Origin of the sequence: Cylindrospermopsis raciborskii Cr2010, assembly GCF_003367075.2 — a bacterium.
Taxonomy (GTDB): domain Bacteria; phylum Cyanobacteriota; class Cyanobacteriia; order Cyanobacteriales; family Nostocaceae; genus Raphidiopsis; species Raphidiopsis raciborskii.
On sequence record NZ_CP065936.1, the window covers coordinates 2,421,994 to 2,445,946 of the forward strand.

The 23,953-nt window shown below is 42.9% G+C and carries 31 protein-coding genes; 22 read left to right on the top strand and 9 right to left on the bottom strand.

Annotated features, from left to right (window positions below; genetic code table 11):
* Positions 1 to 141 precede the first annotated feature (141 nt).
* Both purF and C6N34_RS10935 read left to right on the top strand, forming a co-directional pair.
* Positions 142 to 1,632, top strand: coding sequence for an amidophosphoribosyltransferase (gene purF, locus C6N34_RS10930; protein ID WP_115538784.1), 1,491 nt, complete (start codon positions 142 to 144; stop codon positions 1,630 to 1,632).
* A gap of 223 nt (positions 1,633 to 1,855) precedes the next feature.
* Positions 1,856 to 3,043: a glycoside hydrolase family 10 protein gene (locus tag C6N34_RS10935; RefSeq protein WP_115538783.1), complete on the top strand. Its 1,188-nt coding sequence runs from the start codon at positions 1,856 to 1,858 to the stop codon at positions 3,041 to 3,043.
* A gap of 63 nt (positions 3,044 to 3,106) precedes the next feature.
* Here the strand turns inward: C6N34_RS10935 and lpxB are convergent, their stop codons facing one another.
* The 6 genes from lpxB to ndhM all read right to left on the bottom strand — a co-directional run bounded on the left by lpxB (position 3,107) and on the right by ndhM (position 9,312).
* Entirely contained in the window at positions 3,107 to 4,270 is a 1,164-nt protein-coding gene (lpxB, locus tag C6N34_RS10940; RefSeq protein WP_115538782.1) for a lipid-A-disaccharide synthase, read from the bottom strand.
* A gap of 133 nt (positions 4,271 to 4,403) precedes the next feature.
* On the bottom strand, positions 4,404 to 5,228 hold the full coding sequence (gene lpxA, locus C6N34_RS10945; protein WP_072149089.1) for an acyl-ACP--UDP-N-acetylglucosamine O-acyltransferase: 825 nt from the start codon (positions 5,226 to 5,228) through the stop codon (positions 4,404 to 4,406).
* Positions 5,229 to 5,413: 185 nt separating this feature from the next.
* Positions 5,414 to 5,929, bottom strand: a complete 516-nt coding sequence (gene fabZ / locus C6N34_RS10950) for a 3-hydroxyacyl-ACP dehydratase FabZ (protein ID WP_006276944.1) — start codon at positions 5,927 to 5,929, stop codon at positions 5,414 to 5,416.
* Between the two features lie 91 nt (positions 5,930 to 6,020).
* The gene (gene lpxC, locus C6N34_RS10955; protein ID WP_006276945.1) at positions 6,021 to 6,848 is read right to left on the bottom strand and encodes a UDP-3-O-acyl-N-acetylglucosamine deacetylase; all 828 of its coding nucleotides are present in this window, start codon (positions 6,846 to 6,848) and stop codon (positions 6,021 to 6,023) included.
* A gap of 28 nt (positions 6,849 to 6,876) precedes the next feature.
* Positions 6,877 to 8,694, bottom strand: a complete 1,818-nt coding sequence (locus C6N34_RS10960) for a PP2C family protein-serine/threonine phosphatase (protein ID WP_329606407.1) — start codon at positions 8,692 to 8,694, stop codon at positions 6,877 to 6,879.
* A gap of 261 nt (positions 8,695 to 8,955) precedes the next feature.
* Complete coding sequence (gene ndhM, locus C6N34_RS10965; protein WP_057177475.1) at positions 8,956 to 9,312, bottom strand: NAD(P)H-quinone oxidoreductase subunit M; 357 nt, start codon at positions 9,310 to 9,312, stop codon at positions 8,956 to 8,958.
* A gap of 622 nt (positions 9,313 to 9,934) precedes the next feature.
* Here ndhM and C6N34_RS10970 point away from each other — a divergent pair.
* Entirely contained in the window at positions 9,935 to 10,219 is a 285-nt protein-coding gene (locus C6N34_RS10970) for an Npun_R1517 family heterocyst differentiation transcriptional regulator (protein WP_006276949.1), read from the top strand.
* Positions 10,220 to 10,394: 175 nt separating this feature from the next.
* On the opposite strand, the gene C6N34_RS10975 is transcribed toward C6N34_RS10970, so the two are convergent.
* Entirely contained in the window at positions 10,395 to 12,089 is a 1,695-nt protein-coding gene (locus C6N34_RS10975) for an ABC-F family ATP-binding cassette domain-containing protein (protein ID WP_006276950.1), read from the bottom strand.
* 240 nt (positions 12,090 to 12,329) lie between these two features.
* Between C6N34_RS10975 and C6N34_RS10980 the strand changes: the two genes are divergently transcribed.
* A complete protein-coding gene (locus C6N34_RS10980) occupies positions 12,330 to 12,965 on the top strand; it encodes an AMIN domain-containing protein (RefSeq protein WP_181406996.1) in 636 nt (211 codons plus the stop codon).
* A 22-nt stretch (positions 12,966 to 12,987) separates the two neighbouring features.
* Here C6N34_RS10980 and C6N34_RS10985 read toward each other — a convergent pair whose 3' ends face one another.
* Entirely contained in the window at positions 12,988 to 13,527 is a 540-nt protein-coding gene (locus C6N34_RS10985) for a DUF3172 domain-containing protein (RefSeq protein ID WP_006276952.1), read from the bottom strand.
* Positions 13,528 to 13,631: 104 nt separating this feature from the next.
* A complete protein-coding gene (ndhN, locus tag C6N34_RS10990; protein WP_057177477.1) occupies positions 13,632 to 14,108 on the bottom strand; it encodes an NAD(P)H-quinone oxidoreductase subunit N in 477 nt (158 codons plus the stop codon).
* Between the two features lie 756 nt (positions 14,109 to 14,864).
* On the opposite strand from ndhN, the gene rplC reads away from it, so the two are divergent.
* From rplC to rplO, 18 genes are all read left to right on the top strand, one after another.
* Positions 14,865 to 15,503, top strand: coding sequence for a 50S ribosomal protein L3 (rplC, locus tag C6N34_RS10995; protein ID WP_006276954.1), 639 nt, complete (start codon positions 14,865 to 14,867; stop codon positions 15,501 to 15,503).
* Between the two features lie 58 nt (positions 15,504 to 15,561).
* Entirely contained in the window at positions 15,562 to 16,203 is a 642-nt protein-coding gene (gene rplD / locus C6N34_RS11000; protein ID WP_006276955.1) for a 50S ribosomal protein L4, read from the top strand.
* Positions 16,196 to 16,510, top strand: a complete 315-nt coding sequence (locus C6N34_RS11005) for a 50S ribosomal protein L23 (RefSeq protein ID WP_006276956.1) — start codon at positions 16,196 to 16,198, stop codon at positions 16,508 to 16,510. The genes rplD and C6N34_RS11005 overlap by 8 nt, the downstream gene beginning before the upstream one ends.
* 139 nt (positions 16,511 to 16,649) lie before the next feature.
* On the top strand, positions 16,650 to 17,513 hold the full coding sequence (rplB, locus tag C6N34_RS11010; RefSeq protein WP_006276957.1) for a 50S ribosomal protein L2: 864 nt from the start codon (positions 16,650 to 16,652) through the stop codon (positions 17,511 to 17,513).
* Between the two features lie 38 nt (positions 17,514 to 17,551).
* A complete protein-coding gene (gene rpsS / locus C6N34_RS11015) occupies positions 17,552 to 17,830 on the top strand; it encodes a 30S ribosomal protein S19 (protein WP_006276958.1) in 279 nt (92 codons plus the stop codon).
* A gap of 63 nt (positions 17,831 to 17,893) precedes the next feature.
* Complete coding sequence (gene rplV / locus C6N34_RS11020; protein ID WP_006276959.1) at positions 17,894 to 18,247, top strand: 50S ribosomal protein L22; 354 nt, start codon at positions 17,894 to 17,896, stop codon at positions 18,245 to 18,247.
* 76 nt (positions 18,248 to 18,323) lie between these two features.
* Entirely contained in the window at positions 18,324 to 19,079 is a 756-nt protein-coding gene (gene rpsC, locus C6N34_RS11025; protein ID WP_006276960.1) for a 30S ribosomal protein S3, read from the top strand.
* Between the two features lie 57 nt (positions 19,080 to 19,136).
* A complete protein-coding gene (gene rplP, locus C6N34_RS11030; protein WP_006276961.1) occupies positions 19,137 to 19,562 on the top strand; it encodes a 50S ribosomal protein L16 in 426 nt (141 codons plus the stop codon).
* A gap of 3 nt (positions 19,563 to 19,565) precedes the next feature.
* Positions 19,566 to 19,793, top strand: a complete 228-nt coding sequence (gene rpmC / locus C6N34_RS11035) for a 50S ribosomal protein L29 (RefSeq protein ID WP_006276962.1) — start codon at positions 19,566 to 19,568, stop codon at positions 19,791 to 19,793.
* Between the two features lie 6 nt (positions 19,794 to 19,799).
* Entirely contained in the window at positions 19,800 to 20,045 is a 246-nt protein-coding gene (gene rpsQ / locus C6N34_RS11040; RefSeq protein WP_006276963.1) for a 30S ribosomal protein S17, read from the top strand.
* 57 nt (positions 20,046 to 20,102) lie between these two features.
* Positions 20,103 to 20,471: a 50S ribosomal protein L14 gene (gene rplN / locus C6N34_RS11045; RefSeq protein ID WP_006276964.1), complete on the top strand. Its 369-nt coding sequence runs from the start codon at positions 20,103 to 20,105 to the stop codon at positions 20,469 to 20,471.
* On the top strand, positions 20,471 to 20,818 hold the full coding sequence (gene rplX, locus C6N34_RS11050) for a 50S ribosomal protein L24 (protein WP_006276965.1): 348 nt from the start codon (positions 20,471 to 20,473) through the stop codon (positions 20,816 to 20,818). Before rplN ends, rplX begins: the two co-directional genes overlap by 1 nt.
* Positions 20,819 to 20,822: 4 nt before the next feature.
* Complete coding sequence (gene rplE / locus C6N34_RS11055) at positions 20,823 to 21,371, top strand: 50S ribosomal protein L5 (protein WP_006276966.1); 549 nt, start codon at positions 20,823 to 20,825, stop codon at positions 21,369 to 21,371.
* A 20-nt stretch (positions 21,372 to 21,391) separates the two neighbouring features.
* Positions 21,392 to 21,793, top strand: a complete 402-nt coding sequence (gene rpsH, locus C6N34_RS11060; RefSeq protein ID WP_006276967.1) for a 30S ribosomal protein S8 — start codon at positions 21,392 to 21,394, stop codon at positions 21,791 to 21,793.
* A gap of 90 nt (positions 21,794 to 21,883) precedes the next feature.
* Positions 21,884 to 22,432, top strand: a complete 549-nt coding sequence (gene rplF / locus C6N34_RS11065; RefSeq protein ID WP_006276968.1) for a 50S ribosomal protein L6 — start codon at positions 21,884 to 21,886, stop codon at positions 22,430 to 22,432.
* Between the two features lie 2 nt (positions 22,433 to 22,434).
* On the top strand, positions 22,435 to 22,797 hold the full coding sequence (rplR, locus tag C6N34_RS11070) for a 50S ribosomal protein L18 (RefSeq protein WP_006276969.1): 363 nt from the start codon (positions 22,435 to 22,437) through the stop codon (positions 22,795 to 22,797).
* A gap of 63 nt (positions 22,798 to 22,860) precedes the next feature.
* Entirely contained in the window at positions 22,861 to 23,385 is a 525-nt protein-coding gene (rpsE, locus tag C6N34_RS11075) for a 30S ribosomal protein S5 (RefSeq protein WP_006276970.1), read from the top strand.
* A gap of 81 nt (positions 23,386 to 23,466) precedes the next feature.
* Positions 23,467 to 23,913 carry a 50S ribosomal protein L15 gene (rplO, locus tag C6N34_RS11080; protein WP_115538799.1) on the top strand — a complete coding sequence of 149 codons (447 nt, stop codon included), beginning with the start codon at positions 23,467 to 23,469 and terminating at the stop codon, positions 23,911 to 23,913.
* Positions 23,914 to 23,953 lie beyond the last annotated feature (40 nt).

The window sequence follows — 23,953 nt, forward strand, 5'->3', positions numbered from 1 at the left end:
AGTGAATGGTTAAGTTTTAATTAAGAATGAATAAGGATAGCAAAAGTTCGACATTTATTTCTAGATCAATAACTACCTAACCATTCTCTAACCCACCCGTATTTTCTAATATTTAGTGACTCACCAGGAGCAAAAACCAGCATGATTCCCCAGCATCCTACCACTTTTGATCTAACCATGAACAGTTCTGAAAACCTCTGTGACAAACCGGAAGAAGCCTGTGGTGTTTTTGGTATATATGCCCCGGAACAGGATGTGGCAAAAATGACCTATTTTGGATTATATGCGCTGCAACATAGAGGACAAGAATCCGCTGGTATTGCTACATTTGAAGGACCTTATGTACATCAACATAAGGATATGGGTTTGGTTTCTCAGGTATTTAGCGAGGCGATTTTAGAGCAATTACCAGGTAATATGGCAGTTGGTCATACTCGTTACTCCACCACCGGTTCTAGTCGTAAGGTGAATGCTCAACCAGCATTGGTGGAAACTCGTTTAGGAACCCTGGCATTGGCTCACAATGGTAATTTGGTGAATACCATGCAATTACGGGAAGAATTGCTCAAAACCAACTTACACCTGGTGACAAGTACGGATTCAGAAATGATAGCCCATGCGATCGCTGAGGAGGTAAATACTGGTGAGGGATGGTTGGAAGCTGCAACTCATGCATTCCACCGATGTCAAGGCGCATTTAGTTTAGTAATTGGAACACCGGATGGAATTATGGGAGCAAGGGATCCCCATGGGATTCGTCCCCTGGTGATTGGCAAATTGGATAGTGAGCCAATACGCTATGTTTTGGCCTCAGAAACCTGTGCTTTAGATATTATTGGTGCGGAATATATAAGGGACGTGGAACCGGGAGAGTTGGTTTGGATTACAGAAACGGGTCTAGCATCTTTATTTTGGAATCCCCAACCCCAGCGCAAATTATGTATCTTTGAAATGATCTACTTTGCCCGTCCAGATAGTTTAATGCACAATGAGACGTTGTATAGTTATAGAATGCGACTGGGAAGAAATTTAGCGCAGGAGTCTCCGATAGATGCTGATATAGTCTTTGGTGTACCCGATTCTGGTATACCTGCTGCTATAGGGTTTTCCCAAAAATCAGGTATAGTATATGGCGAGGGACTAATTAAAAATCGTTACGTCGGTAGAACATTTATTCAACCCACTCAGAGTATGCGAGAGGCGGGGATAAAAGTAAAGTTGAACCCGCTCAAGGATGTGTTATGGGGAAAAAGAGTAGTAATAATTGATGATTCTATTGTCAGGGGAACTACTAGTCGCAAACTGGTGAAAGCACTGCGGGAAGCAGGCGCTAGGGAAGTGCACATGAGGATATCTTCTCCACCGGTGACTCACCCTTGTTTCTATGGAATAGATACGGATACACAGGAGCAGCTTATTGCAGCTACAAAATCGGTTAGTGAGATAGCTACACATTTAGAGGTGGATACTCTCGCTTATTTAAGTTGGGAGGGAATGTTAGCCGCCACTGGGGAAGATACAAATGGGTTCTGTTCTGCTTGTTTTACGGGTGATTATCCTGTAGCGATTCCTCAACAGATGAAGAGTTCTAAGTTAATACTAGAGAAGACTAACCAATACGCTGTTTTATAGCTTTGGTAGTAGGAGGTAAAGGTGGGTCACTTTTACCCGTCAACTCTGTATATGGCGTTTTAGATAAAGCTATATATACATAACGTCTCTTGAATAACGATTATTATTAAGTTATGATTAGGGATTAGATAACAACTTGAGTTGATAATCCGCAACACCTCCCAATTTGAACACCTCCTTGACCAACATGAAACTCCCTCTTTTTTCGTTCAATTATCATCCAATGGATCAAACCAACTGGCCACGAAAAATCTGGAAGAAATTTTCCCCTTGGCTATGCTTAATTTCCCTATTGACAGTGGTACTCATACACTCAGTACCAAGTGTAACCGCTCAAATGTCTCGCGAAGAAATTCGGGGTGTTTGGGTAACAAGTAACGATTTAAATGTTTTCAAGGATCGTGCCCAAGTTAAAGATGCTGTGACGAAATTGCGGCGGCTTAATTTTAATACAATTTACCCGGTGGTGTGGAATTCAGGTTATGTTATGTATCCTAGCAATGTAGCTAAGAGCTTGGATATTCAACCCTTTGTATTTCGCGGATCCGATGGTCATGATATTTTAGCAGATATTATTAATCAGGCCCATAGTCAAAATCTACTGGCAATACCCTGGTTTGAATTTGGATTTATGACCCCCAATACTGGAGAGCTGGCGTTAAATAAGCCAGATTGGCTCACTAAAACGCGAGATGGTGCTGTAGTTTCCATGAGTGCTGCTGGTGAAGTATCTTGGTTAAATCCCTTTCATCCCCAGGTGCAAAAATTTATTATTGATCTGCTGGTGGAGCTGACTAACAATTATGATATTGATGGTATTCAGTTTGATGACCACACTAGTTTACCCCATGAATTTGGCTATGATGATTATACCGTAAACTTGTATAAGCAAGAAACGGGTAAAAATCCCCCAGCTAATTCTCAAGATCCAGAATGGGTAGCATGGCGAGCCAATAAAATCACGGAATTCATGGTGAGGTTGAACCATACTATCAAGCAAATTAAACCAAAACTCATATTTTCGGTTTCACCAAATTACTACAATCATGCTTATAGGTTTCAGTTACAAGATTGGTTGAATTGGGTAAGACTGAATATTGTGGATGAGTTAGTTATGCAGGTTTATCGTTCTGATTTGGAAAGTTTTACCTCTAAAATTGCCCGGGATGAAATACAAGAAGTGCGCCAAATTATTCCTACTGGAATTGGCATTATGGCCGGTTTGAGAACTAGTCCTGTTCCTATGCAACAAATTACTAAACAGGTCAGAACTGTGCAAAGGGAAGAGTTAGGTATAGTTTTCTTTTATTATGAAACTTTGTGGAATCGCTCTCCTGAAACTTTGGAACAACGCTTGGAAGGATTTAGAAATTTCTTTCCCTATCCATCTGTAAGAGTTGCAGCTGAATGATCAACTTGCTGGATTGTTGGTATTTCCAATGCTAACAATCCACCCCTATCTATAGTTCTTAAACTAATCAAATCGCCCCATCAGTAAAATTTCCTTAGCTGCGCGATCGCACACTCCAACCGAACCCAAACATTGACGCATTTCTTGATAATCTAATAAGGTTTTTTCTCTTTTCTCACTATTTAATAATAATTCCATCGCTGCTTTGGTAATATTATCCGCTGTAGCTTGTTCCTGTAATAGCTCAGGTACAATTTCTCGCATAAGAACTAAATTCACGGGGGAAGCAAAGGGAATGGAACCTTTGAGAATCTTTCTACCTACCCAAGCAGTGAAAGGATTAAGACTATAAACAACTACTTGAGGAACATTGGCCAGGGCCAATTCTAAATTGGCCGTCCCCGATTTAGTAATTGCTAAGTCAGCAGCAGCAAAAATTTCCCTCTGATTCCCAGAAAATATTCTGGCCTTTAACCCATATTCCCTAATTGCTCTGGTAATTTTTCCCCGAAATTTTTCTAAAGATAAGGGTATAAGAAAACTTACTTTTGATAGTTGGGATTGTATATTTTTCCCAGCTTGAAAAATTGCAGGTAGTAAGTATTTTAACTCTTGATGACGAGAAGCAGGCAAAAGAGCGATCGCCAATTCTTGCTCCTTAATACCCAATATTTTTCTGGCACTTTCACGACTGGGTGTGTTCGCCATTTTATCTACTAAGGGATGGCCCACCCAATGAACATTAGCTCCGTTTTCCCCATAATATCTCGCCTCTTGGGGAAAAATTGCCAACAACTTATGAGTAAAACTAACGATTTTCTTAGTTCTATCTAAACTCATTGACCATACCCATTCCTGGGGAGCAATATAATATACTATGGGAACTTGGGGAAAATGCTGCTGCATATAACTACCAATTCCCATATTTGGTGTCATGTAGTCAATCAACACTGTTATATCCGGAGGATTTTTTTTTAAATAGGCGATCGCCTGTCTTTGCACCCTAATAGTTGGTATAATATATGGCAATGCCTCAACAATTCCCATGGAACCAATACCACTAGTATCTCCCAAAACTCTCGCCCCAGCTTTAGCCATTTGGGATCCACCTAGTGCTACTATCTCTAATGGCAAGCCCAAAGTAGCAGCTTGATTTTTCAGTGCTGTAATTAACATAGCACCCTGTAAATCTCCCGAAACTTCCCCAGTACTGATAAATACTCGCATGAACTTTAGATTTTAAATGAGGTAGACATTCTAGGTGCTCTGGCATTTCAGCCAAATGATGAGTACTTATTAAAGTTTATGAATATAAGTAAACTCATCATTCATAATTTGTCAAGACTAGCTAAATAGCGAATCACAACTCATTATTGTCACTACCTTTGGTGGCACTTTTCCCTGGAATCAACCCCCTTCTTCCTGGCATTTGTGAAAGTAGCAAGAAACGACGTAAATGTTTTAGCTGTGATGTATCCCCCAATAGTTCCAACTCAGATAAAGCATCCTTAAACAACACATTAGAGCAGTAGAGAATACGAAAAGCCTTTTTCAGTAGTTGAAACTCATTCATCGGCATTCCTGACCGCTTTAATCCCACCAGATTGAGTGATCGGATGCGGGATGGATTTCCCTCCACTAACATATAGGGAGGAACATCCCGATCAATACGTGTCATACCTCCAATCATGGACATACCACCAATGTGGACAAATTGGTGCACACCCAAAACCCCACTAAGTCTAGCTCGGGACTCAATATGTACATGACCAGCCAAAGCTACAGAGTTAGCAATAATAACTGAGTCTTCAATTATACAATTGTGACCCACATGGACGTAAGCCATTAGCAGATTACCATTACCAATAACGGTGGCTTCACCATGACCGGTAGCCCTGTTAATAGTCACATACTCACGAATGGCATTATTATCACCAATCTTAACCCAAGATAGTTCCCCCACATATTTCAGGTCTTGGGGTTCCATACCGATTACAGCGCCTGGAAAAATGTGATTTCCCGATCCAATTTTACATGGTCCTTCCACCACCGCATGGGCACCAATAACGGTTTCTGGTCCGACTTGAACATTCGCTCCAATCACAGCATAGGCACCTACTTGCACCGTTGAGTGGAGTTCCGCGTTAGGATGTATTACAGCAGTTGGATGAATAAGTGTCTTCAAGGGTGACTCTCCAGAACTGGTTTCATAGAAAAAGTGTCGGGCAAAATAAGTGATGTGTGAGGAAGGCGAATTTGAGATGTGAATGAGATTTGAAATTAGGGAGCAGGGATGACAAAATATTTATTAATTAGAATGATGCACTTCACGGCTGCATCTAAATACGCAGGTTTTTATCTATCCGAATTTTAACTAATTAAAGAAAACATTAGTTCTCCCTCGGCGGCGAGATTTCCGTCAACTTCAGCTCGACCCTGCATTTTTCCAAACCGACGTTGTTTGACAGATAACAGTTCCACAGTCATAATTAATTGGTCACCGGGTACCACCTGACGACGAAACCGCACTTTGTCAATACCTACAAATACAAATAGTCCTTCGGGCATATTAGGCATTTGACTCATAACAACCCCTCCAACTTGAGCCATAGCTTCCACGATTAGAACCCCTGGCATTAGGGAACGTCCGGGAAAATGTCCCTGGAACTGAGGCTCGTTAAAAGTAACATTTTTGATACCTACAGCTAACTTTCCCGGAATATAGTCAACTATTTTGTCTACTAGTAAAAACGGGTAGCGATGGGGTATTAGTTGCTGAATCTCTTCTATGGTGAAAGTTGTTTTAGTTGCTGATGTATTAGTGGTTTGGTCTTCTCCTTGAGATGTAGTCACTTGGATAAAATTGGTTTGGCTGAGGGTTGACATTGGCAATGGATTTGATTGAGATGTGGGAAGCTAAATTAGCCTAGATAATAGCGTATAATCTTAAAGTTTACTTAATTTTTAGCACAACTTTTCAGACACTTTCTAAAATTTTGCGTGCTAACTGGATATGGAGGTGATGACTAGCTTTGTAGGCTAGAAAGTGGCCCTTGGGAAACTGTCCTAATAGGCTGATATCACCTACCAGATCGAGGATTTTATGTCTGACTGGTTCATTTATAAACCTTAATGGTGGATTTACCCAGCCATCCATTCCGCAAACCAGGGCGTTTTCTAGACTACCACCTTTGATTAAACCAGATTTTTGCAAGTGTTCAATTTGATGTAATAGGCCAAAGGTTCGAGCTGGGGCAATTTCGGTGACAAAGGAATGGCAAAGGACAACACTGTGCCATTGATTGCCAATTGCTGGCACGTCAAAATCAATTCCGTAGCTAAAACGTGTATCCTCTCCGGGTAGGACACAGACAAATGCGTCCTTTTCATAAACGTAGATAGGTTCCTTAATTACTATGGCTAAATATTCATTACTAACAGGTTGTGAAGTTATTCCTACAGCAGCAATACTATTAGTCCATACTTGGGCAGAACCATCTAAAAGGGGCACTTCGGATCCGTCAATTTCAATCCGGGCATTATCTACACCCATAGCAGCCAGGGATGCTAGTAAATGCTCTACTGTGCGTACATGGGCATTTCCCGTGCCTAATTCAGTAGAGAGAAGAGTTTGATTAACTGCGGCGATTTCAGCGGGAATAATTGGCAAATCAGGTAAATCTACCCTTACAAAGTAGCGTTTGCTCCCGATGGGAGCTGGTAGTATTCGCACGGTACTATTTACACCACTATGAAGTCCCACACCCGTTTGGCAAATTTCAGCAGCTAAAGTATGTTGGTGCATTTGTAAACGCCAGATAAATTCCAGTTAGTTATGATAGGATCAAATTATCCCTTAGAACCGCTCCAGATGATTGACTGATGGATGGTGTGGGGGTGGGAACCGGGGATTTTTTTTCTCGCTTGGGCCAGAATCCTAAAAATCCGGCCGCCAAAACTACAGCCAACAAAATTAATAGCTGTATGGGGATTTTGCGGTTATGATCCTTACTATATGGATTTTCAGGAATCACCCGAGTTGATTGGGGGAAATAATTTACATCCCTTGCTTGGGAATTACTACCCGTTATATTCACTGTTTTACTGAAACTAATGGGCGGAATTTTTGCCTCTAGCACTGTATTGGGCTCTTGATATTGAACTTGATAATGTAACAGAGCAATAGTGACATTATCATGCCCATTCTTAGTATTGGCAATTTCTACCAGTCGAGACGCCGTAGTTTCTAAATTAGACTCCCCGCGCAAAACAGGTAGAATTTCGGTTTCCCAGTAGTCTTCTACCCGATCAAAATCCGTCAGTCCATCGGAACTGAGGAGAAAAATACCATCCTCATCTAGAATAAACCGCTCACAGGTGGGAGAGAGTAAAGCGCTATTACCCATACCCAATGCCTGAATTAAGGAACCTGAACCACGATGTTGTATGGCTTCACGGTAAGTAGCATAACCTAAACGCACCTCACGAGAAGCCACATCATCATCCAGAGTCACTTGATAACAACCATGATGGGTAATCCAATAAGCACGACTGTCTCCCACATGGGTAATGTACATCTGATGAGCAATGGGTATGGCCATGACTAGGGTGGTTCCCATTCTCTGACGACCTTGACGGTGATCAATATCGTTCTGCTGGCTGATCTTATCGTTTGCTAGTGCTACTCCTTGTTCTAACATTTGGACAACTGTTGATAAATCTCTATAGTTGTCTGCACTTTCCTGGATTGTTAATATTTCCTCTACTTGTGGTACAATGGTTTTTACTGCTAAATCGGATGCTACATTTCCCCCCTCATGTCCACCAATACCATCACAAACAATAGCTAAACCATCCTTGGGGGAAGATGGACTAACTACAATGCCTGGAGGCGGATAGCAGGAGTCCTCGTTTCTTTGACGACTTGGACCTGGATCTGTTTGAGTCAAAATCTTTGTGTCAATGCTTGAAGTGTTTTTTTGCAACTTATCTATTTGTGATAGCGCTTGGTCCAAAGTTATAGTTAAATGTTCAGACGAACTAATTTCTTCTTTAATCAAAGATTCACAAACTTGCTCGAGCAAGTCCACTAAGCATGGTTGAGCATTTGCTAAAAGTTGTTGCCAATTTTTCCCTAACTGTGACAGGTTTATCGGTAATCTGTCACTGCGTAATTCCAGGAGTTTAACTAAACCCCCTTGTACTCTAATTAAGTCCCAGCTTAACAAACTACTAGCAACCCCTTGCTCGTACAAGGGTTGCCACAGTTTCGCCATTTGCCACAACCAATTGATTTGTCGTATAGAAGAAGCTTTACCCCAAGCTGTGATTAGGTCACTCCATAAATGTACTCGCTGGTTTTTGTTATCATGGATTAGGGGTATGGCTTCTAAAAGTATTGTATTGGTTCTAGGTTCTTGTTCAGTTATAGAAAGAACCCCATAAATCTGTGGTACGTGCAGGCGGTAAGGGATGAGTTTTAGATAGGGTTTTATTTGATCTAAATAAACTAACTCAGGTGCTTGGGGTGGTAATCCAGGTTTGAGGTCCAAAATTATCGACCTCTCAATGATTACATAACGGTCTCCCACAATTTCACCCGGATTACCCAGATCATGGACCCCCACCGTCCACAGATAACGCTTAGGCAAGGGTGTGGAGCATCTCTGACAAAACCTGTGGTTTAGAGGATTGGGGGCTTGACAATATTCGTTTGGGCAGAAAAGCATTGCTACTTCATTTTCCATATTTCTCGCACCAAGCAGCGACTAGCAATTATTCAAGAGTATGGTTAGGAGATGTTACACCCAACTTTTTAGAGCCTGGTTTTACCAGAGCCCTAATTTTGTTGATGGGTTAGAAACTTTCATTTACCTTAACTCATCAACCATGAATGGAAGCAAATTTTTATCTCATGGATTGTCATTCGCTGCAACTTGGGGTAGTCCCATGCTGTAGTTGGTGACGCGAGCAGCAAGATTGTAGCTAATCTCACCTTTTTGTAACAGCGATCGCACAAAATGCTCTAAATCTGAACCAATCCGACGTAAATTATAGTCTGTTAGGTCTACACCTTCTGAAGATTCTACAATTTCATCAAATTTACGATATACTTTCTGTAGTGCATCTTCGCTCCAGTTAAATTCGTTATCTGGATCAACGTCTAAAGTAAGAACCTGGTTACTAGGGACTAATTCCTCTTGGTTTATTTCCGCCGCAAAAATGCGGATATGACGGGTTGTGGACTTGAGCAGTATTGGGTTATCCATAATTAGGTCTAGGATTTTGGTTAATCACACTGCAATTATTTTAACTGCTGTGCCCGATCTTAATTGTTTGGATTTGCCAAATAGATTGATTAACAGAATCGGTAGGACTTCGCTTATATATATCAAATATTGCTAGGTTTGATGTTACTTTTATTACAAATTTTAATACATGTACCAAATGACACTGATTTTGTTTAATAAAACTGTTCTTAGACATCAAATTGTATTACCTGTATAGACTTTAAAAAATGAATTTAAATATAATTACTAGTTGATAAAGTGATATATTTTCCCAGTATTGACGTTTGGGTAAAGTTGTTGTACAAACTTTTAAAAAGGTAGGATGAGTTCTTGCAGAACCTAAATTATGTAGAACTTAAAAATCCCATCATGCTTTACTACTTCAACATACAACACTACACAAGGAGGGGTAAAATTGGAACAGTTAAAAGCGATTTTTCATCACTATGGAGGGCGGAATGGAAAAGAAATTTAGCGGATGAGTAAACTAAAATTACCTCTTCGCTGTGTTTGAGAAAATATAAAGATTTTTTTGGTGGATATTTTGGCTCCCCACCTGTATGAACACCGTTTCTAACCCAGTAAAGGAATCCTCACAACTATGAACTCCAAAGCATTACCACGCCAGGTCAATAATCTCGAAGTCGGTGTTTATGAATGTGAAATTCACCTTAAGTTTCGCTTAATAGAAGAAAAAAGTTTGTTGGGAGATCGTGAACAGCTTCTACAAGTCTTCTTAGACGCACTTACAGAGGGATCGGATGAATTTTTGGAAATGCTACAAGCATCTGTTAAAGCTCAGGAGATCTCTGAATTTAAGGCCTCTCCTCAAATGAGAAGACAACTGATGCGGTTGAGAAACTCTTTGGATAATACCCAGCAGTAGCCAAAACTCAAGGACAGGTTGCACCTCACCACAATTATTATCACTGAATTATCACCCATAAATTAGTTTAAGTGATAACCTTTATGACCAAGCAAGCATCTACAATTATTAGAGTATTCATTAACATGGCAAACGGGGGACAGGCGATTCAGTCCCCAGGTTCTTTGATACTAACTTACTTTTTTTTAGCAGCCGCTTTTGCTGTTTTTGCCGCTTTTTTGGCTGCTTTTTCTGCTTCCATTGCCGCTAATTTAGCTTGTTGCTTTTCTTCCTCGATCTTAGTCAGATAGTAGTGATAATCTCCTAGATAAACTCGAAATTCTCCATCTCGAATTTCTACAATTTTATTTGCCACCTGGGAGATAAAGTAACGGTCATGAGACACTACTATAGCTGTACCATCATAGTTTTGTAGTGCTTCTTCCAGCATTTCTTTAGCGGGAATATCTAGGTGATTAGTGGGTTCATCCAAAATGATCAAATTAACTGGGCATAATAGCATCTTTGCCAATGCCAGTCTTGCTTTCTCCCCTCCGCTTAGGGCCCCTACTTGTTTGAAAACCGTATCCCCGGCAAATAAAAACCTTCCTAGCAACGTACGCACTTCCTCATTTTTCCAATCAGGAACTTCATTATGAATAGTCTCCATGACGGTTTTATTTAGATCCAGGGCCTCCGCTTGATTCTGTTCAAAATAACCTGGAATAACATTATGGTCTCCTAGTTTAACAGTTCCTTCCGTGGGAATTTCCATACCCGTAATTATTTTTAACAAAGTGGATTTTCCTGCTCCATTGGGTCCTAGGAACGCGATCCTGTCTCCCCTTTCAATAAGTAAATTTGCCCCTAGAAACAGGATTTTGTCTCCATAGGTGTGGGTAAGATCTTTAATTTCTACCACTTCCCTACCACTGCGCGGTGCAGGTGGAAAACGAAAATGTAGGGTTCTCACCCCTGTAGTTGGTGCTTCAATTCTTTCAACTTTCTCCAACTGCTTTTCTCTGCTTTTTGCCTGGGTGCTGCGAGTAGCACTAGCGCGAAATCTGTCTACAAATGCTTGCTGCTTTTCTATTTCCTTTTGTTGACGTTCAAAAGCACTTAACTGAGACGCTTCATTCTCAGCCTTTTGTTGGAGATATGCAGAATAGTTACCTAGGTAGGTAGTAGAAACCCCTCGTTCAGTTTCCACAATTTGTGTGCAAAGTCGGTCTAAAAACTCCCGGTCATGGGAAACAATTACCATGGGGGTGGTCAAACTCCTGAGGTAATTCTCTAACCATTCAATGGTTTCTAGGTCTAAGTGGTTTGTCGGTTCGTCTAGTAGTAATAGGTCTGGCTTTTGTAAGAGGATTTTGCCCAAACTCATGCGCATTTGCCAACCCCCCGAAAAAGCACTCACCAGACGATCCCCATCTTCTACCTGAAAACCCATTTCTGGCAGAATTTTACCAATGCGAGCATCTAAATTATAACCATCTAGAGACTCAAACTGACGTTGTAATTTGTCTAACTTATTAATTAGTTTGTCTAATTGTTCTACGGTCGCTGTTTCCATGTCACGTTGCACTTCATATAGTGCTAACTGCACCGCATTAGCTTCTTTGAAAACAGTCCAAAACTCTTCCTGAACTGTTCGTGTGGGATCTACTTCAAACTCCTGGTTAAGATAGGCTATGTGCAAACTAGCAGGACGAATTATCTGACCAGCAGTGGGCTCTATTTCCCCAGAGATAATTTTCAATTGGGTAGACTTTCCCGCACCGTTAACGCCCACTAAACCAATGCGATCGCCCGGTTTGACTTCCCAGTTAATATCTTGTAGAACTTCACCTGTCGGGTAAATTTTACTAATGTGTTCCAGTCTTAACATGAAATATCTCTCGAATAAGGAATAGAAGATCAAAAAAGCGAAACTTTTAGGTCATTTTCAATCTTAACAAAAGTTAACAACATATTGATTGGTTTGATTCTCAAGGTCAGAATTGACCAGATCACTGGTGGGGGAATTTGGATAATGTAAAAGCTACAACACACCCAAATCACTGACATACCAATTCAAATTACAACAATGAACAATCCGATCAGTAATAAGACCCGTTTTTTATTTTATATGTTTAGGCTGCAAATGTTGAGTTTGTTTACGCTGTTCACTCTTAACGGTTGGATGGAGTTGGCGTTAGCCAATTTATCCCCTAAAGCTACGCTCTATAAGTGGCTATTTCATGTCAAATCACAACAGATAGAAATAAACCTTTCTAACAAGACTAAACCGGAGTACTTCTACCTTGAACAACCTTCTCGGTTGGTGATAGATTTACCTAATACCCAACTGGGCAATGTGGAAACCCAAAAAACCTATTCTGGTAGAGTTCAGAAAATTCGCCTTTCCCAATTTAGCTCTCAAATTACCCGTATGGTGATTGAATTTAAGCCCGGGACAGTGGTGGATATGAACGCTATGGGGGTGCAGAGCGGTCACCAGTCCAAACGCTGGATATTACGCCCGGTATTTTCCCATGATCAAACCACCACCAAATCTTTCCCCTCTTTTAGTTTGCCATCAGCAATTACTAACCCGACGCTTAATCACCAACAACCCTTTATTATGGTGCCGCCTCCCAATCGAGGCACTTCTGCACCTTCTCAATTCTTGATTATGCCCTCTAACACCAAAACGACCCCTTCAAATCAAGGTTTTCAAGTTCCTGTTATTGAATTTGGTCAACCAATACCTTTCTTGAGGTAAAAAAATAACTATCAATCAATAACTAGAATCGGTCTGTTTCCTGATTAGGCGCTACTGCACCTGGTTGAGATAAGAAGAAATTTTGACCCGCCTCATTTTGATATATACATCTAATATCGGGCTTTTCACTGTCCAAATTGCCGGTAAATCCAAAAGTATTCAGACGATTTTTACACTCTCTTACCTGATCAGATGTGACCAATTTCTTGTTTTCTAAAATAGCCCAGTTATTTTGGCGGATTACACACCCAGGACGAATATTTGGTTGTGATACGTAGACATTAAATGGGTTAAGAGTGACAAATAATCGGGCATCCATCACCATTGCACTGGCCCCATACTGAACACAAATTTCTGGATTTGGGGCTTTTAAATCAATAAATTCACGGCTAGCTACGTTTGAGGGCGCAAGGGTGGTGGTAGAGCTAAAAGCAATGCCAATGCCAATACCCAAGACCAATACTCCCCCTAAAATAGCAATGGTGGTTAAATTAAATATGGGAGATTGAAAAATAGAGGGTTTGGAACTTGTCGCCGTTCTAGGAGTTGATTTACGTCTCATTTTTACTTAACCACTTGCTTCAATTTGCGGATCTGGACCCGAACCTGGCCAACGGCGAATAGGTTCGCCGGTAATTAAATACAATTAAATGTGATTAACTGCAATTAACTGGCAAGTAAGGTTTTTTCTAGGGGAGTCCAACGAAAATAGCGATCGCCACCCCTTTCAATCACTACCTTGACCCGTGGTTCCAACCGGGGTAAATTGGTGAAGTATTCCACTTCCTGATCGGAAAGAATATTGCCCTCAATTACCCACAATAACAATCCTTTGGAATTGGGGGGTAGTTGGGCTAAATGGGAGGAGATTAACGGAGGTAGATATTGTACCTCACCTACCGCTGCACCATTGCTGGTACTCTTTTTGCCCAAATGGGGAGGTCTAATTCCGTGAACCCCCATCAAATAGGCTGCTACGTCTCCTAAACCTCTAGCCGTAATATGAAGGTTAACATATCCTGCAGCCCTGAGACGACGACGATAGCGACCTTCATATCCTCCTTCCAAGGGAACAAATACACCCAAGGAACCAAATTTTTCCAAATCCCGGATGAAACCGCTGCCAGTGGTAATTAGTGCCATAGATTTTTCTCCCACCTATATATTTCTATTATTCACCTTAATGGTAGATTAGGATAGGTTGGGAAATTGGATTTTGGCAATATTAACCATTTATTCGCTGCCAAAATATCTTTGATTAACCACTGGACAAAACCAGGTTTATGGATTATACTATTAGATCGTAACTAAAACCTCGCCATTAGTGGTCTTCTCAATTTAGCCGCCTTGGAAAAAAGCACCGCAAAACCTTGAGTCTTTATGGTGAAAAAACCAAAAAGCTGCTAAAATGGAGACAATTTAGGTAAGACTAGGTAAAACTCAAGCGAAGGCCCCTAACCCACAGCCAAAACGAAGTTGAGTTATAGTTCGCTCCGGCCAGCCCTAAAAGGGCAGATCCTCAAACGATAGTTTAAGGTGTTAAGAGCAACCTGAAAGTTATCAGGAAATGGATACTGAGCATCACTGCTTAAGTCCTGTTGCGAACGGAGAGTGCCAGAGCAGTGGAACAAAGTAACCCATTGCTGCACAAAAGCAAAGCTACAAGCTTTTGCACTGATACCAGAAATAATGCCTTGCAATCAAAAAGGTAATTATCACTGTTCTGGTGGATAAAAAAGAGAAACAATAGACGGATTCACCAAACAGTAGGCTCACAGTTTGTTACGTCACTAGTAACTTGCACTGTCTAATGTCAGTACAATTTTGTTATGGACGTAGTAAAATCCTCTGAAGATCCGCTCCCAAGGTCAGCAACTAGATTAAGGAGAACCAGTTACTGTGTCTGTAGGTATTCTCGGCACCAAGCTGGGCATGACCCAAATTTTTGATGAAGCGGGAGTATCCATTCCCGTGACCGTCATCCAAGCTGGTCCATGCACTGTTACACAAGTTAAAACCCAACCCACGGATGGTTATTGTGCCATTCAGGTTGGTTATGGGGAAGTAAAACCAAAAGCGTTAAACAAACCCAAGTTAGGTCACCTGGCAAAGTCATCAGCAGGACCAGTGCGGTATTTAAACGAGTATCGGACTGACGCGGCGGGTGATTATGCCCTAGGACAGGAGATAAAGGCAGATATTTTCAGCGTAGGTCAGATTGTAGATGTGATTGGGACGAGTATCGGTCGTGGTTTTGCGGGTAACCAGAAGCGCAATAACTTTGGCAGGGGACCAATGTCCCATGGTTCCAAAAACCATAGAGCCCCTGGTTCCATTGGAGCGGGTACAACCCCTGGTCGTGTTTATCCTGGTAAAAGGATGGCAGGAAGATTGGGAGGTAGTCGCGTCACCGTTCGTAAACTGACCGTGGTGAAAGTAGATGCGGAACGTAACCTGATATTAATCAAGGGAGCAATTCCTGGCAAACCCGGTGGCTTAGTCAACGTAGTGCCCACGACTAAAGTTGGTAACAAATAGTTTTAGTTGATTAGCTGTCAGTAAAACTGACAACTGACTACTAACAAAGGACAAAAAAATGGTTGAGAGTACAGTTAAGAACTGGCAAGGAGAAGAGGTTGGTCAAACCAGCTTCGAGTTGCGAGTTGCCAAGGAAGAGACAGCGTCCCACATAGTGCACCGGGCCCTAGTTAGACAAATGACCAATTCTCGCCAAGGTACAGCCAGCACCAAAACCCGTGCAGAAGTGCGAGGAGGCGGTCGCAAACCTTGGAGACAGAAAGGTACTGGTCGCGCCCGAGCAGGTTCTATTCGTTCACCATTATGGCGTGGCGGTGGTGTGATCTTCGGACCAAAACCGAGGGATTTTAACATCAAGCTTAATCGTAAAGAGAGACGTTTAGCACTGCGCACAGCTTTTGTTAGCCGTAGAGAAGATTTGATAGTTGTAGAAGAGTTTACAGACCAACTACAACGTCCTAAGAGTAAGGAATTGGTGGCAGCACTAGCTCGTTGGGGAGCAACAGCGGATCAAAAAACCTTACTAATTTTGTCAGAAATTGGGCAAAACACGGAGACTATCAGTCTTTCAGCCCGTAATGTGGAAAACATTAAGGTGATTGCGGCTGACCAGTTAAACGTATTTGACTTGTTGCACGCTGACAAGATTGTAGTTACATCTTCAGCATTAACCAAAATTCAAGAGGTGTACAGTGCCTAAACTTGAACCCCGCAACCTACCAGACTTAGTGCGACATCCCATCCTGACGGAAAAAGCCACCATCATGATGGAGCAGAACAAATATACGTTTGAGGTCACTCCTAAGTCTACTAAGACCCAGATTAAAGCAGCCATTGAAGATTTGTTTCAGGTTAAAGTCGTTAAAGTAAATACTGCCCTACAACCCAGGAAAAAGCGTCGTGTTGGGAAGTTTACTGGCTTTAAACCTCAGTACAAAAAAGCTGTGGTGACTGTTGCATCTGGGGATGAAGTAAAAATCAGACAAGTTCTGTTCCCAGACGTTTAAGAATTTGAGATTGGATTTGAAGCTGAGTAAGTTACGTCTAATATCTAATAGATGTACTAGATATATTTAAGCAGCAACGCCAAAATCCCCATCCAACTCAAAAGCCTCCCATACTAAAATCCAAAATCCAAAATCGTTTATGGGTACTCGTTCCTATCGCCCTTACACCCCTAGCACTCGCCAAGTCACTATTTCAGACTTTGCGGAGATCACAAAAACCGAACCTGAAAAATCACTGACTGAATCAGTGCATAGACCCAAAGGTCGGAATAATCAAGGGCGGATAACTAGCCGTCGTCGGGGGGGCGGACACAAACAACTATACCGGATTATCGACTTTAAAAGAGATAAGCGGGATATAACCGCTACAGTTATAGCAGTTGAATATGATCCTAACCGGAATGCGCGGATTGCCTTAGTAGAATACGAAGACGGCGAGAAGCGGTATATATTACATCCCAATGGCTTGAAGGTGGGAGCAAAGATCACTGCTGGGCCCCAAGCACCTTTTGAAGACGGTAATGCCCTACCCCTAAGTAATATTCCCCTGGGTACTAACGTACACAATGTGGAAATGACACCAGGAAAAGGTGGGCAAATAGTGCGTGCAGCTGGAGCAACAGCCCAGTTGATGGCAAAAGAAGGTAACTATGTCACCTTAAAGCTGCCATCCGGGGAAGTGAGAATGGTGCGCCGGGAATGCTACGCCACCATTGGCCAGGTGGGCAATACGGATGCCAGAAACCTGAGCGCAGGAAAAGCTGGTAGAAATCGCTGGAAAGGTCGTCGTCCCAAGGTCAGAGGTAGTGTGATGAACCCTGTAGATCACCCCCATGGTGGTGGAGAGGGCAGGGCACCTATTGGTAGATCGGGTCCGGTTACCCCTTGGGGTAAACCAGCTCTGGGTGCTAAAACCAGAAAGCGTAAAAAAGCTAGTAGTAAATTGATTGTACGTCGTCGTCGTAAGTCTTCTAAACGGGGACGTGGCGGTCGTCAGTCTTAGGATGTAAATTCAACAAATCCAAAATCTGAGATTGAACTATGGGTCGTTCTTTAAAAAAGGGTCCTTTTGTCGCTGATCACTTACTCAGCAAGATTGAAAAGCTCAACGCCAATAATGAAAAGCAAGTTATTAAGACTTGGTCGAGGGCTTCTACAATTCTGCCACTTATGGTAGGTCATACTATTGCAGTTCACAACGGTAAACAACATGTTCCAGTGTTTGTGAATGAGCAAATGGTGGGACACAAGTTGGGAGAATTTGCTCCCACTCGTAGCTACAGGGGCCACGGAAAAACTGACAAAAAATCGGGGAGATAGTTATGTCATTAGTCATTGGCCCCAAAAATAGCTGGTGACAAGTGGCCCTAAACGGAGTGAATTATGGCAACGTATACTACAGAAGTTAAAGCGATCGCTCGATACATCCGCGTTTCTCCCTATAAAGTGCGGCGGGTGTTAGATCAAATTCGGGGGCTATCTTATCGGGAGGCACTAATTATCCTGGAATTTATGCCTTATCGTGCTTGTGAACCAGTGTTAAAGGTATTAAGAAGTGCCGCTGCGAATGCTGAACATAACGCTGGATTAGACAGGGCGAGTCTAGTAATCACCCAAGCCTATGCGGATCAAGGGCCAGTCCTGAAAAGATTCCAGCCTAGAGCCCAGGGGAGAGCTTACCAGATTCGTAAACCGACCTGTCATATTACTGTTGCTGTGGGAGAAGCTGCTCAATGAGTCAGATAAGGTTACAACCACAGCTACAAATAATTGGGTTGTGTGAGTACAGTCAGAAATTTTAGAGGAAGCATTTGTGGGACAGAAAATTCATCCAGTCGGGTTTCGTCTGGGTATAACACAAGAACATCAATCCCTTTGGTTCGCAGTTCCCGGTCGCTATCCGGAACTGCTGCAGGAAGACCACAAACTCCGTCAGTACATAGAACAAAAGCTGGGTAGAAACGCTCAAAATAATGCTGGTCTCTCGGAGATCCACATTGAGCGTAAAGCTGACCAAGTTGATTTAGAGCTGCGGACGGCCAGACCCGGTGTGGTTGTAGGCCGGGGTGGACAGGGTATAGAAGCCCTGCGTACTGGACTCCAGCAATTGTTGGGCAGTCACCGACAAGTGCGCATCAACGTTGTAGAAGTGCAAAAAGTAGATGCGGATGCCTATTTAATTGCTGAATATATTGCTCAACAGCTGGAAAGACGCGTTTCTTTTCGTCGCGTAGTTCGCCAGGCGATTCAAAGGGCCCAAAGAGCAGGAGTACAGGGAATCAAAGTGCAGGTGAGTGGTCGTCTCAACGGTGCGGAAATTGCTCGGACTGAATGGACTCGTGAAGGCAGAGTACCGTTACATACCCTACGGGCTGATATCGACTATTCCTATTGTACAGCTCAAACGGTTTACGGGATTTTGGGTATTAAGGTTTGGGTGTTCAAGGGAGAGATTATTCCCGGACAAGAAGACATTGTCTCCCAACCAGTGACCAGAGAGCGTGAACCCCGTCGTCGTCAACAACAACGCCGTCGCCAGCAATTTGAAGACCGGTCAAATGAAGCGTAATTAGGTGACTAGAACAAAACCAGTCGCAACCAATTACCAACTACCAATCGACAAACCATGTTAAGTCCTAGAAGAACGAAATTCCGCAAACAACAACGCGGACGCATGGAGGGTCTAGCACACCGTGGTAGCACCCTGAATTTTGGGGATTTTGCCCTGCAAGCCCAAGAACCATGTTGGATCACCTCTCGCCAAATAGAAGCCTCCCGTCGGGCAATGACTCGTTATATTCGCCGGGGTGGTAAAATCTGGATTCGCATCTTCCCAGATAAACCTGTTACCATGCGTCCCGCAGAAACCCGGATGGGTTCTGGTAAGGGTAATCCGGAATTTTGGGTGGCGGTGGTCAAACCAGGTCGGATTCTGTTTGAAATCGCTGGTGTGTCTGAAGAAATAGCTCGTGAAGCTATGCGCTTGGCCGCTTATAAGTTGCCAATTAAAACCAAGTTTATTGTTCGCTCTCAACCACAGGAGCAGGAGTAGGTTATGCCTCTTCCCAAGATTTCAGAAGCTCGAGAATTAAGTGATGAAAAACTAGCTGAGGAAATAGTGAGTTTGAAAAAACGACTATTTCAACTGCGATTACAAAAGGCTACTAGACAGTTGGAAAAACCCCACCAGTTTAAACATGCCCGCCAGCGTTTAGCTCAATTACTAACAGTAGAGACAGAGCGTAAACAGGCAAGTAGTCAACCGACCCAAGAAAGCAACTAGAAGATTATGGCAATCAAAGAACGAGTTGGCTTGGTAGTCAGCGATAAAATGCAAAAAACTGTGGTGGTCGCCGTGGAAAACCGGTCTTCTCACCCTAAGTATGGTAAAACCGTGGTTAAAACCCGGCGCTATAAGGTTCATGATGCGGAAAACAGCTGCAAAGTGGGCGATCGCGTTCGTATTCAGGAAACTAGACCCCTGAGCAAAACCAAGCGTTGGCAAGTGACGGAAATCCTCAATGTCAAGGCTTGATGAATGGTTGTTGTTTAGGTTGTTATTTGATTAACAACTTTTATCGGGAGATTAATTGTGATTCAACCCCAAACCTACCTCAATGTTGCCGATAACAGCGGTGCCCGCAAACTAATGTGCATAAGGGTACTGGGTGCTGGCAATCGCCGTTATGGTGGCGTGGGCGATAGAATTATCGCCGTTGTTAAGGATGCCCAACCCAATATGGCTGTGAAAAAGTCTGATGTGGTGGAAGCGGTAATAGTTCGTACTAAAAAGAGCATTAACCGTGACAGTGGCATGAGTATTCGCTTTGATGATAATGCAGCAGTAATTATCAACAAAGAAGGTAATCCCAAAGGTACACGGGTATTTGGACCGGTAGCTCGGGAATTACGGGATAAAAACTTTACAAAAATAGTTTCTCTTGCTCCGGAGGTGCTGTAATGGCCAAGGTAAAACCCAAGGTATTCCATAAAATGCACGTCAAAACCGGTGATACTGTGCAAGTGATTGCTGGCAAGGATAAGGGTAAAGTAGGCGAGGTGATTAAAGCATTACCTCAAGACAGCAGGGTGATTGTTAAGGGTGTTAACATCAAGACCAAGCACGTTAAACCTCAACAGGAAGGCGAATCTGGTCGGATTGTAAGCCAAGAGTATCCCATTCACAGCTCTAATGTGATGCTCTATTCTACTAAGCAAAACATTGCTAGTCGTGTCTGTTACACTTTTACCGAAGACGGCAAAAAAGTGCGCATGCTGAAGAAAACAGGTGAGATTTTGGATAAGTAGGTGAATGGCAACAACTAGACTCAAAACTTTATATGGCCAAACAATTGTCCCCAAACTAACCCAACAGTTTCAGTATACTAATGTGCATCAAGTACCTAAAGTGCTGAAAGTTACTGTTAACCGAGGTTTGGGGGAGGCGGCTCAAAATGCTAAGGCCTTAGAAGCGTCTTTAAGTGAAATTGCTCTAATTACTGGTCAAAAGCCAGTGGTGACCAGAGCAAAAAAGGCGATCGCTGGCTTTAAAATTCGTCAAGGCATGCCCGTGGGCATTATGGTGACTCTCCGAGGCGAGCGGATGTATGCTTTCTTAGATCGGTTGATTAGTTTGGCCCTACCCAGAATCCGGGATTTTCGCGGGGTTAGTGCCAAGAGCTTCGACGGTCGAGGTAACTACACCCTAGGGGTGAGAGAACAACTAATCTTTCCAGAAATCGAGTACGACAGGATCGATCAAATCCGTGGTTTAGATATTTCAATTATCACCACAGCCAAAACCGACGAAGAAGGTCGTGCTTTGCTTAAAGAAATGGGAATGCCCTTTCGGGATCAATAAGTTCATCTAAAGAGGGAACGATGGCCGCTAACGACACAATTGCAGATATGCTGACGCGCATCCGCAATGCTAACCTGGCAAGGCATCAAACAACGGAAGTGCCAGCAACAAAAATGACTCGTAGTATTGCTAAGGTTCTACAGCAAGAAGGGTTTATTTCCGAGTACACTGAAGCGGGAGAAGGGGTAAAACGTAACCTAGTTATTTCCCTGAAATACAAAGGTAAAAGTCGTCAACCTCTAATCACGACTCTAAAACGTGTAAGTAAACCTGGGTTGCGAGTTTATTCCAACAAAAAGGAACTGCCAAGAGTCCTAGGTGGTATTGGGATCGCGATTATTTCCACCTCTAGTGGAATTATGACTGACCGGGAAGCGCGTCGCCAGAACCTGGGTGGTGAAGTGCTTTGCTACGTTTGGTAAAAATAAGCTCAGGAGTTCGGGAGTAGGGCAACCCAGGCTAATTCCAGATGACTCATACTCACAACTCATAACTGACAAAGGACAAAATTCATGTCTCGTATTGGTAAACGTCCAATTACTATTCCCGCCAAAGTACAGGTGGCAATAGATGGTACAAAGGTGGTGGTTAAGGGTCCCAAGGGGGAGCTTTCCCGTGATCTACCCGCCCACGTCACAGTTTCTCAATCTGGAGAAACATTGTTAGTCACCAGACGTGATGATACACGCACTTCCCGACAAATGCACGGTTTAAGCCGGACTTTGGTAGCCAATATGGTGGAGGGAGTTTCCCAAGGTTTTCAACGCCGGTTGGAAATTCAAGGGGTAGGCTATCGGGCTCAGGTGCAGGGTGCCAATCTGGTATTGAATATTGGTTATAGCCACCAGGTGCAAATCGAACCACCAGCGGGAGTTCAATTTGTTGTTGAAAATAACACTAATGTCATTGTTAGTGGTTATGACAAAGAGGTGGTGGGTAACACGGCAGCTAAAATTCGTGCTGTTCGTCCCCCGGAACCATATAAAGGTAAAGGTATTCGTTATGCCGGTGAAGTGGTAAGACGTAAAGCCGGTAAGACTGGTGGTAAAGGTAAGAAGTAAACATGAAACTTACTCGTAGAGAATCAAAACAACGTCGCCATAGGCGGGTACGTGGTAAAGTTAACGGTTCCCCAGAACGTCCACGTCTATCAGTGTTTCGCTCTAATGAGCACATTTATGCTCAAATTATTGACGATACACAACATTGCACACTAGTAGCAGCATCAACAGTAGACCCTCAATTGAGGTCTGATTTGGCCTCTGGTGCTAACTGTGATGCTTCAGCCCAAGTTGGTAAGTTAATAGCAGCGCGCTCCTTAGAAAAGGGTATTACTAAGGTCGTATTTGATCGAGGTGGTAATCTTTATCATGGTCGTATTCAGGCTTTAGCTGAGGCAGCACGGGAAGCAGGTTTGGATTTCTAAAGTTTTCTGTGGGGAAAAAGTCCCAACTGACAACTGACAACTGACGTTGAGAGAAAAGTGATTATGGCAACGGGTCGTCGTAAGGCAAGTAAAGCGAAAAAAGAAGAAACCAACTGGCAAGAACGGGTGATTCAAATCCGTCGTGTCAGTAAGGTGGTCAAAGGTGGTAAAAAACTCAGCTTCCGGGCAATTGTCATCGTTGGCAACGAACGTGGTCAGGTGGGTGTGGGAGTTGGTAAGGCTTCCGATGTGATCGGAGCGGTGAAAAAGGGTGTCGCAGATGGCAAAAAGCATCTGATTGAAATTCCCATCACTAAGTCTAACTCTATTCCCCATCCCATTGATGGTGTTGGTGGTGGAGCTAAGGTGATTATGCGCCCAGCTGCACCAGGTACTGGTGTAATCGCCGGTGGTGCAGTTAGAACTGTATTGGAATTAGCTGGAGTACGTAATGTTCTGGCTAAACAACTAGGTTCTAATAATCCTTTAAATAACGCTAGAGCTGCTGTTAATGCTTTATCTACACTGCGAACATTTGCTGAAGTCGCTGAAGATCGGGGCATTGCAGTAGAGAATCTCTATATTTAATCATGCTTTATGCGGGATTTTCTAAAGAAAATCCATAGCAAAACCAGAGGATCAATACTAAATCTAAACACCCAAATCAACATGAGACTGAACGATGTTAAGCCTCAAAAGGGCTCTAAAAAACGCCGTAAGCGTGTAGGTAGAGGTATTTCTGCCGGTCAAGGCGCTAGTGCGGGTCTGGGGATGCGGGGTCAAAAGTCCCGCTCTGGTAGCAGCACTAGACCAGGTTTTGAAGGGGGTCAACAACCTCTTTACCGTCGAATACCCAAGCTCAAAGGTTTTCCTGTAGTCAATCGTCGGGTTTACACTACGATAAATGTAGAGAAGTTGGCTTCCCTACCTTCTAACTCGGAAGTAAATCTGGCCTCTTTAAAAGAGGCAGGTATTCTTACCTCCGTTAAAGGACCTTTAAAAGTATTGGGTAATGGGGAATTGGGTGTTCCACTCAAGGTGCAAGCTGCTGCTTTCACCGGTCAAGCTCGGAGCAAAATTGAGGCTGCTGGTGGTAGTTGTGAGGTTTTAAGCTGAAGACATGCTAGTCAACTAGCTGCCCCGGTTCACTATCAAG

What these genes read in the sequence shown, in the direction of transcription:
- purF (WP_115538784.1), top strand. Translation starts at nt 142, where the DNA reads ATGATTCCCCAGCATCCTACCACTTTTGATCTAACCATGAACAGTTCT.
- C6N34_RS10935 (WP_115538783.1), top strand. Translation starts at nt 1,856, where the DNA reads ATGGATCAAACCAACTGGCCACGAAAAATCTGGAAGAAATTTTCCCCT.
- lpxB (WP_115538782.1), bottom strand. Translation starts at nt 4,270, where the DNA reads ATGCGAGTATTTATCAGTACTGGGGAAGTTTCGGGAGATTTACAGGGT.
- fabZ (WP_006276944.1), bottom strand. Translation starts at nt 5,929, where the DNA reads ATGTCAACCCTCAGCCAAACCAATTTTATCCAAGTGACTACATCTCAA.
- lpxC (WP_006276945.1), bottom strand. Translation starts at nt 6,848, where the DNA reads ATGCACCAACATACTTTAGCTGCTGAAATTTGCCAAACGGGTGTGGGA.
- ndhM (WP_057177475.1), bottom strand. Translation starts at nt 9,312, where the DNA reads ATGGATAACCCAATACTGCTCAAGTCCACAACCCGTCATATCCGCATT.
- C6N34_RS10970 (WP_006276949.1), top strand. Translation starts at nt 9,935, where the DNA reads ATGAACTCCAAAGCATTACCACGCCAGGTCAATAATCTCGAAGTCGGT.
- C6N34_RS10975 (WP_006276950.1), bottom strand. Translation starts at nt 12,089, where the DNA reads ATGTTAAGACTGGAACACATTAGTAAAATTTACCCGACAGGTGAAGTT.
- C6N34_RS10980 (WP_181406996.1), top strand. Translation starts at nt 12,330, where the DNA reads ATGTTTAGGCTGCAAATGTTGAGTTTGTTTACGCTGTTCACTCTTAAC.
- C6N34_RS10985 (WP_006276952.1), bottom strand. Translation starts at nt 13,527, where the DNA reads ATGAGACGTAAATCAACTCCTAGAACGGCGACAAGTTCCAAACCCTCT.
- ndhN (WP_057177477.1), bottom strand. Translation starts at nt 14,108, where the DNA reads ATGGCACTAATTACCACTGGCAGCGGTTTCATCCGGGATTTGGAAAAA.
- rplD (WP_006276955.1), top strand. Translation starts at nt 15,562, where the DNA reads ATGGTTGAGAGTACAGTTAAGAACTGGCAAGGAGAAGAGGTTGGTCAA.
- rplB (WP_006276957.1), top strand. Translation starts at nt 16,650, where the DNA reads ATGGGTACTCGTTCCTATCGCCCTTACACCCCTAGCACTCGCCAAGTC.
- rpsS (WP_006276958.1), top strand. Translation starts at nt 17,552, where the DNA reads ATGGGTCGTTCTTTAAAAAAGGGTCCTTTTGTCGCTGATCACTTACTC.
- rplV (WP_006276959.1), top strand. Translation starts at nt 17,894, where the DNA reads ATGGCAACGTATACTACAGAAGTTAAAGCGATCGCTCGATACATCCGC.
- rplP (WP_006276961.1), top strand. Translation starts at nt 19,137, where the DNA reads ATGTTAAGTCCTAGAAGAACGAAATTCCGCAAACAACAACGCGGACGC.
- rpmC (WP_006276962.1), top strand. Translation starts at nt 19,566, where the DNA reads ATGCCTCTTCCCAAGATTTCAGAAGCTCGAGAATTAAGTGATGAAAAA.
- rpsQ (WP_006276963.1), top strand. Translation starts at nt 19,800, where the DNA reads ATGGCAATCAAAGAACGAGTTGGCTTGGTAGTCAGCGATAAAATGCAA.
- rplX (WP_006276965.1), top strand. Translation starts at nt 20,471, where the DNA reads ATGGCCAAGGTAAAACCCAAGGTATTCCATAAAATGCACGTCAAAACC.
- rplE (WP_006276966.1), top strand. Translation starts at nt 20,823, where the DNA reads ATGGCAACAACTAGACTCAAAACTTTATATGGCCAAACAATTGTCCCC.
- rpsH (WP_006276967.1), top strand. Translation starts at nt 21,392, where the DNA reads ATGGCCGCTAACGACACAATTGCAGATATGCTGACGCGCATCCGCAAT.
- rplF (WP_006276968.1), top strand. Translation starts at nt 21,884, where the DNA reads ATGTCTCGTATTGGTAAACGTCCAATTACTATTCCCGCCAAAGTACAG.
- rplR (WP_006276969.1), top strand. Translation starts at nt 22,435, where the DNA reads ATGAAACTTACTCGTAGAGAATCAAAACAACGTCGCCATAGGCGGGTA.
- rpsE (WP_006276970.1), top strand. Translation starts at nt 22,861, where the DNA reads ATGGCAACGGGTCGTCGTAAGGCAAGTAAAGCGAAAAAAGAAGAAACC.
- rplO (WP_115538799.1), top strand. Translation starts at nt 23,467, where the DNA reads ATGAGACTGAACGATGTTAAGCCTCAAAAGGGCTCTAAAAAACGCCGT.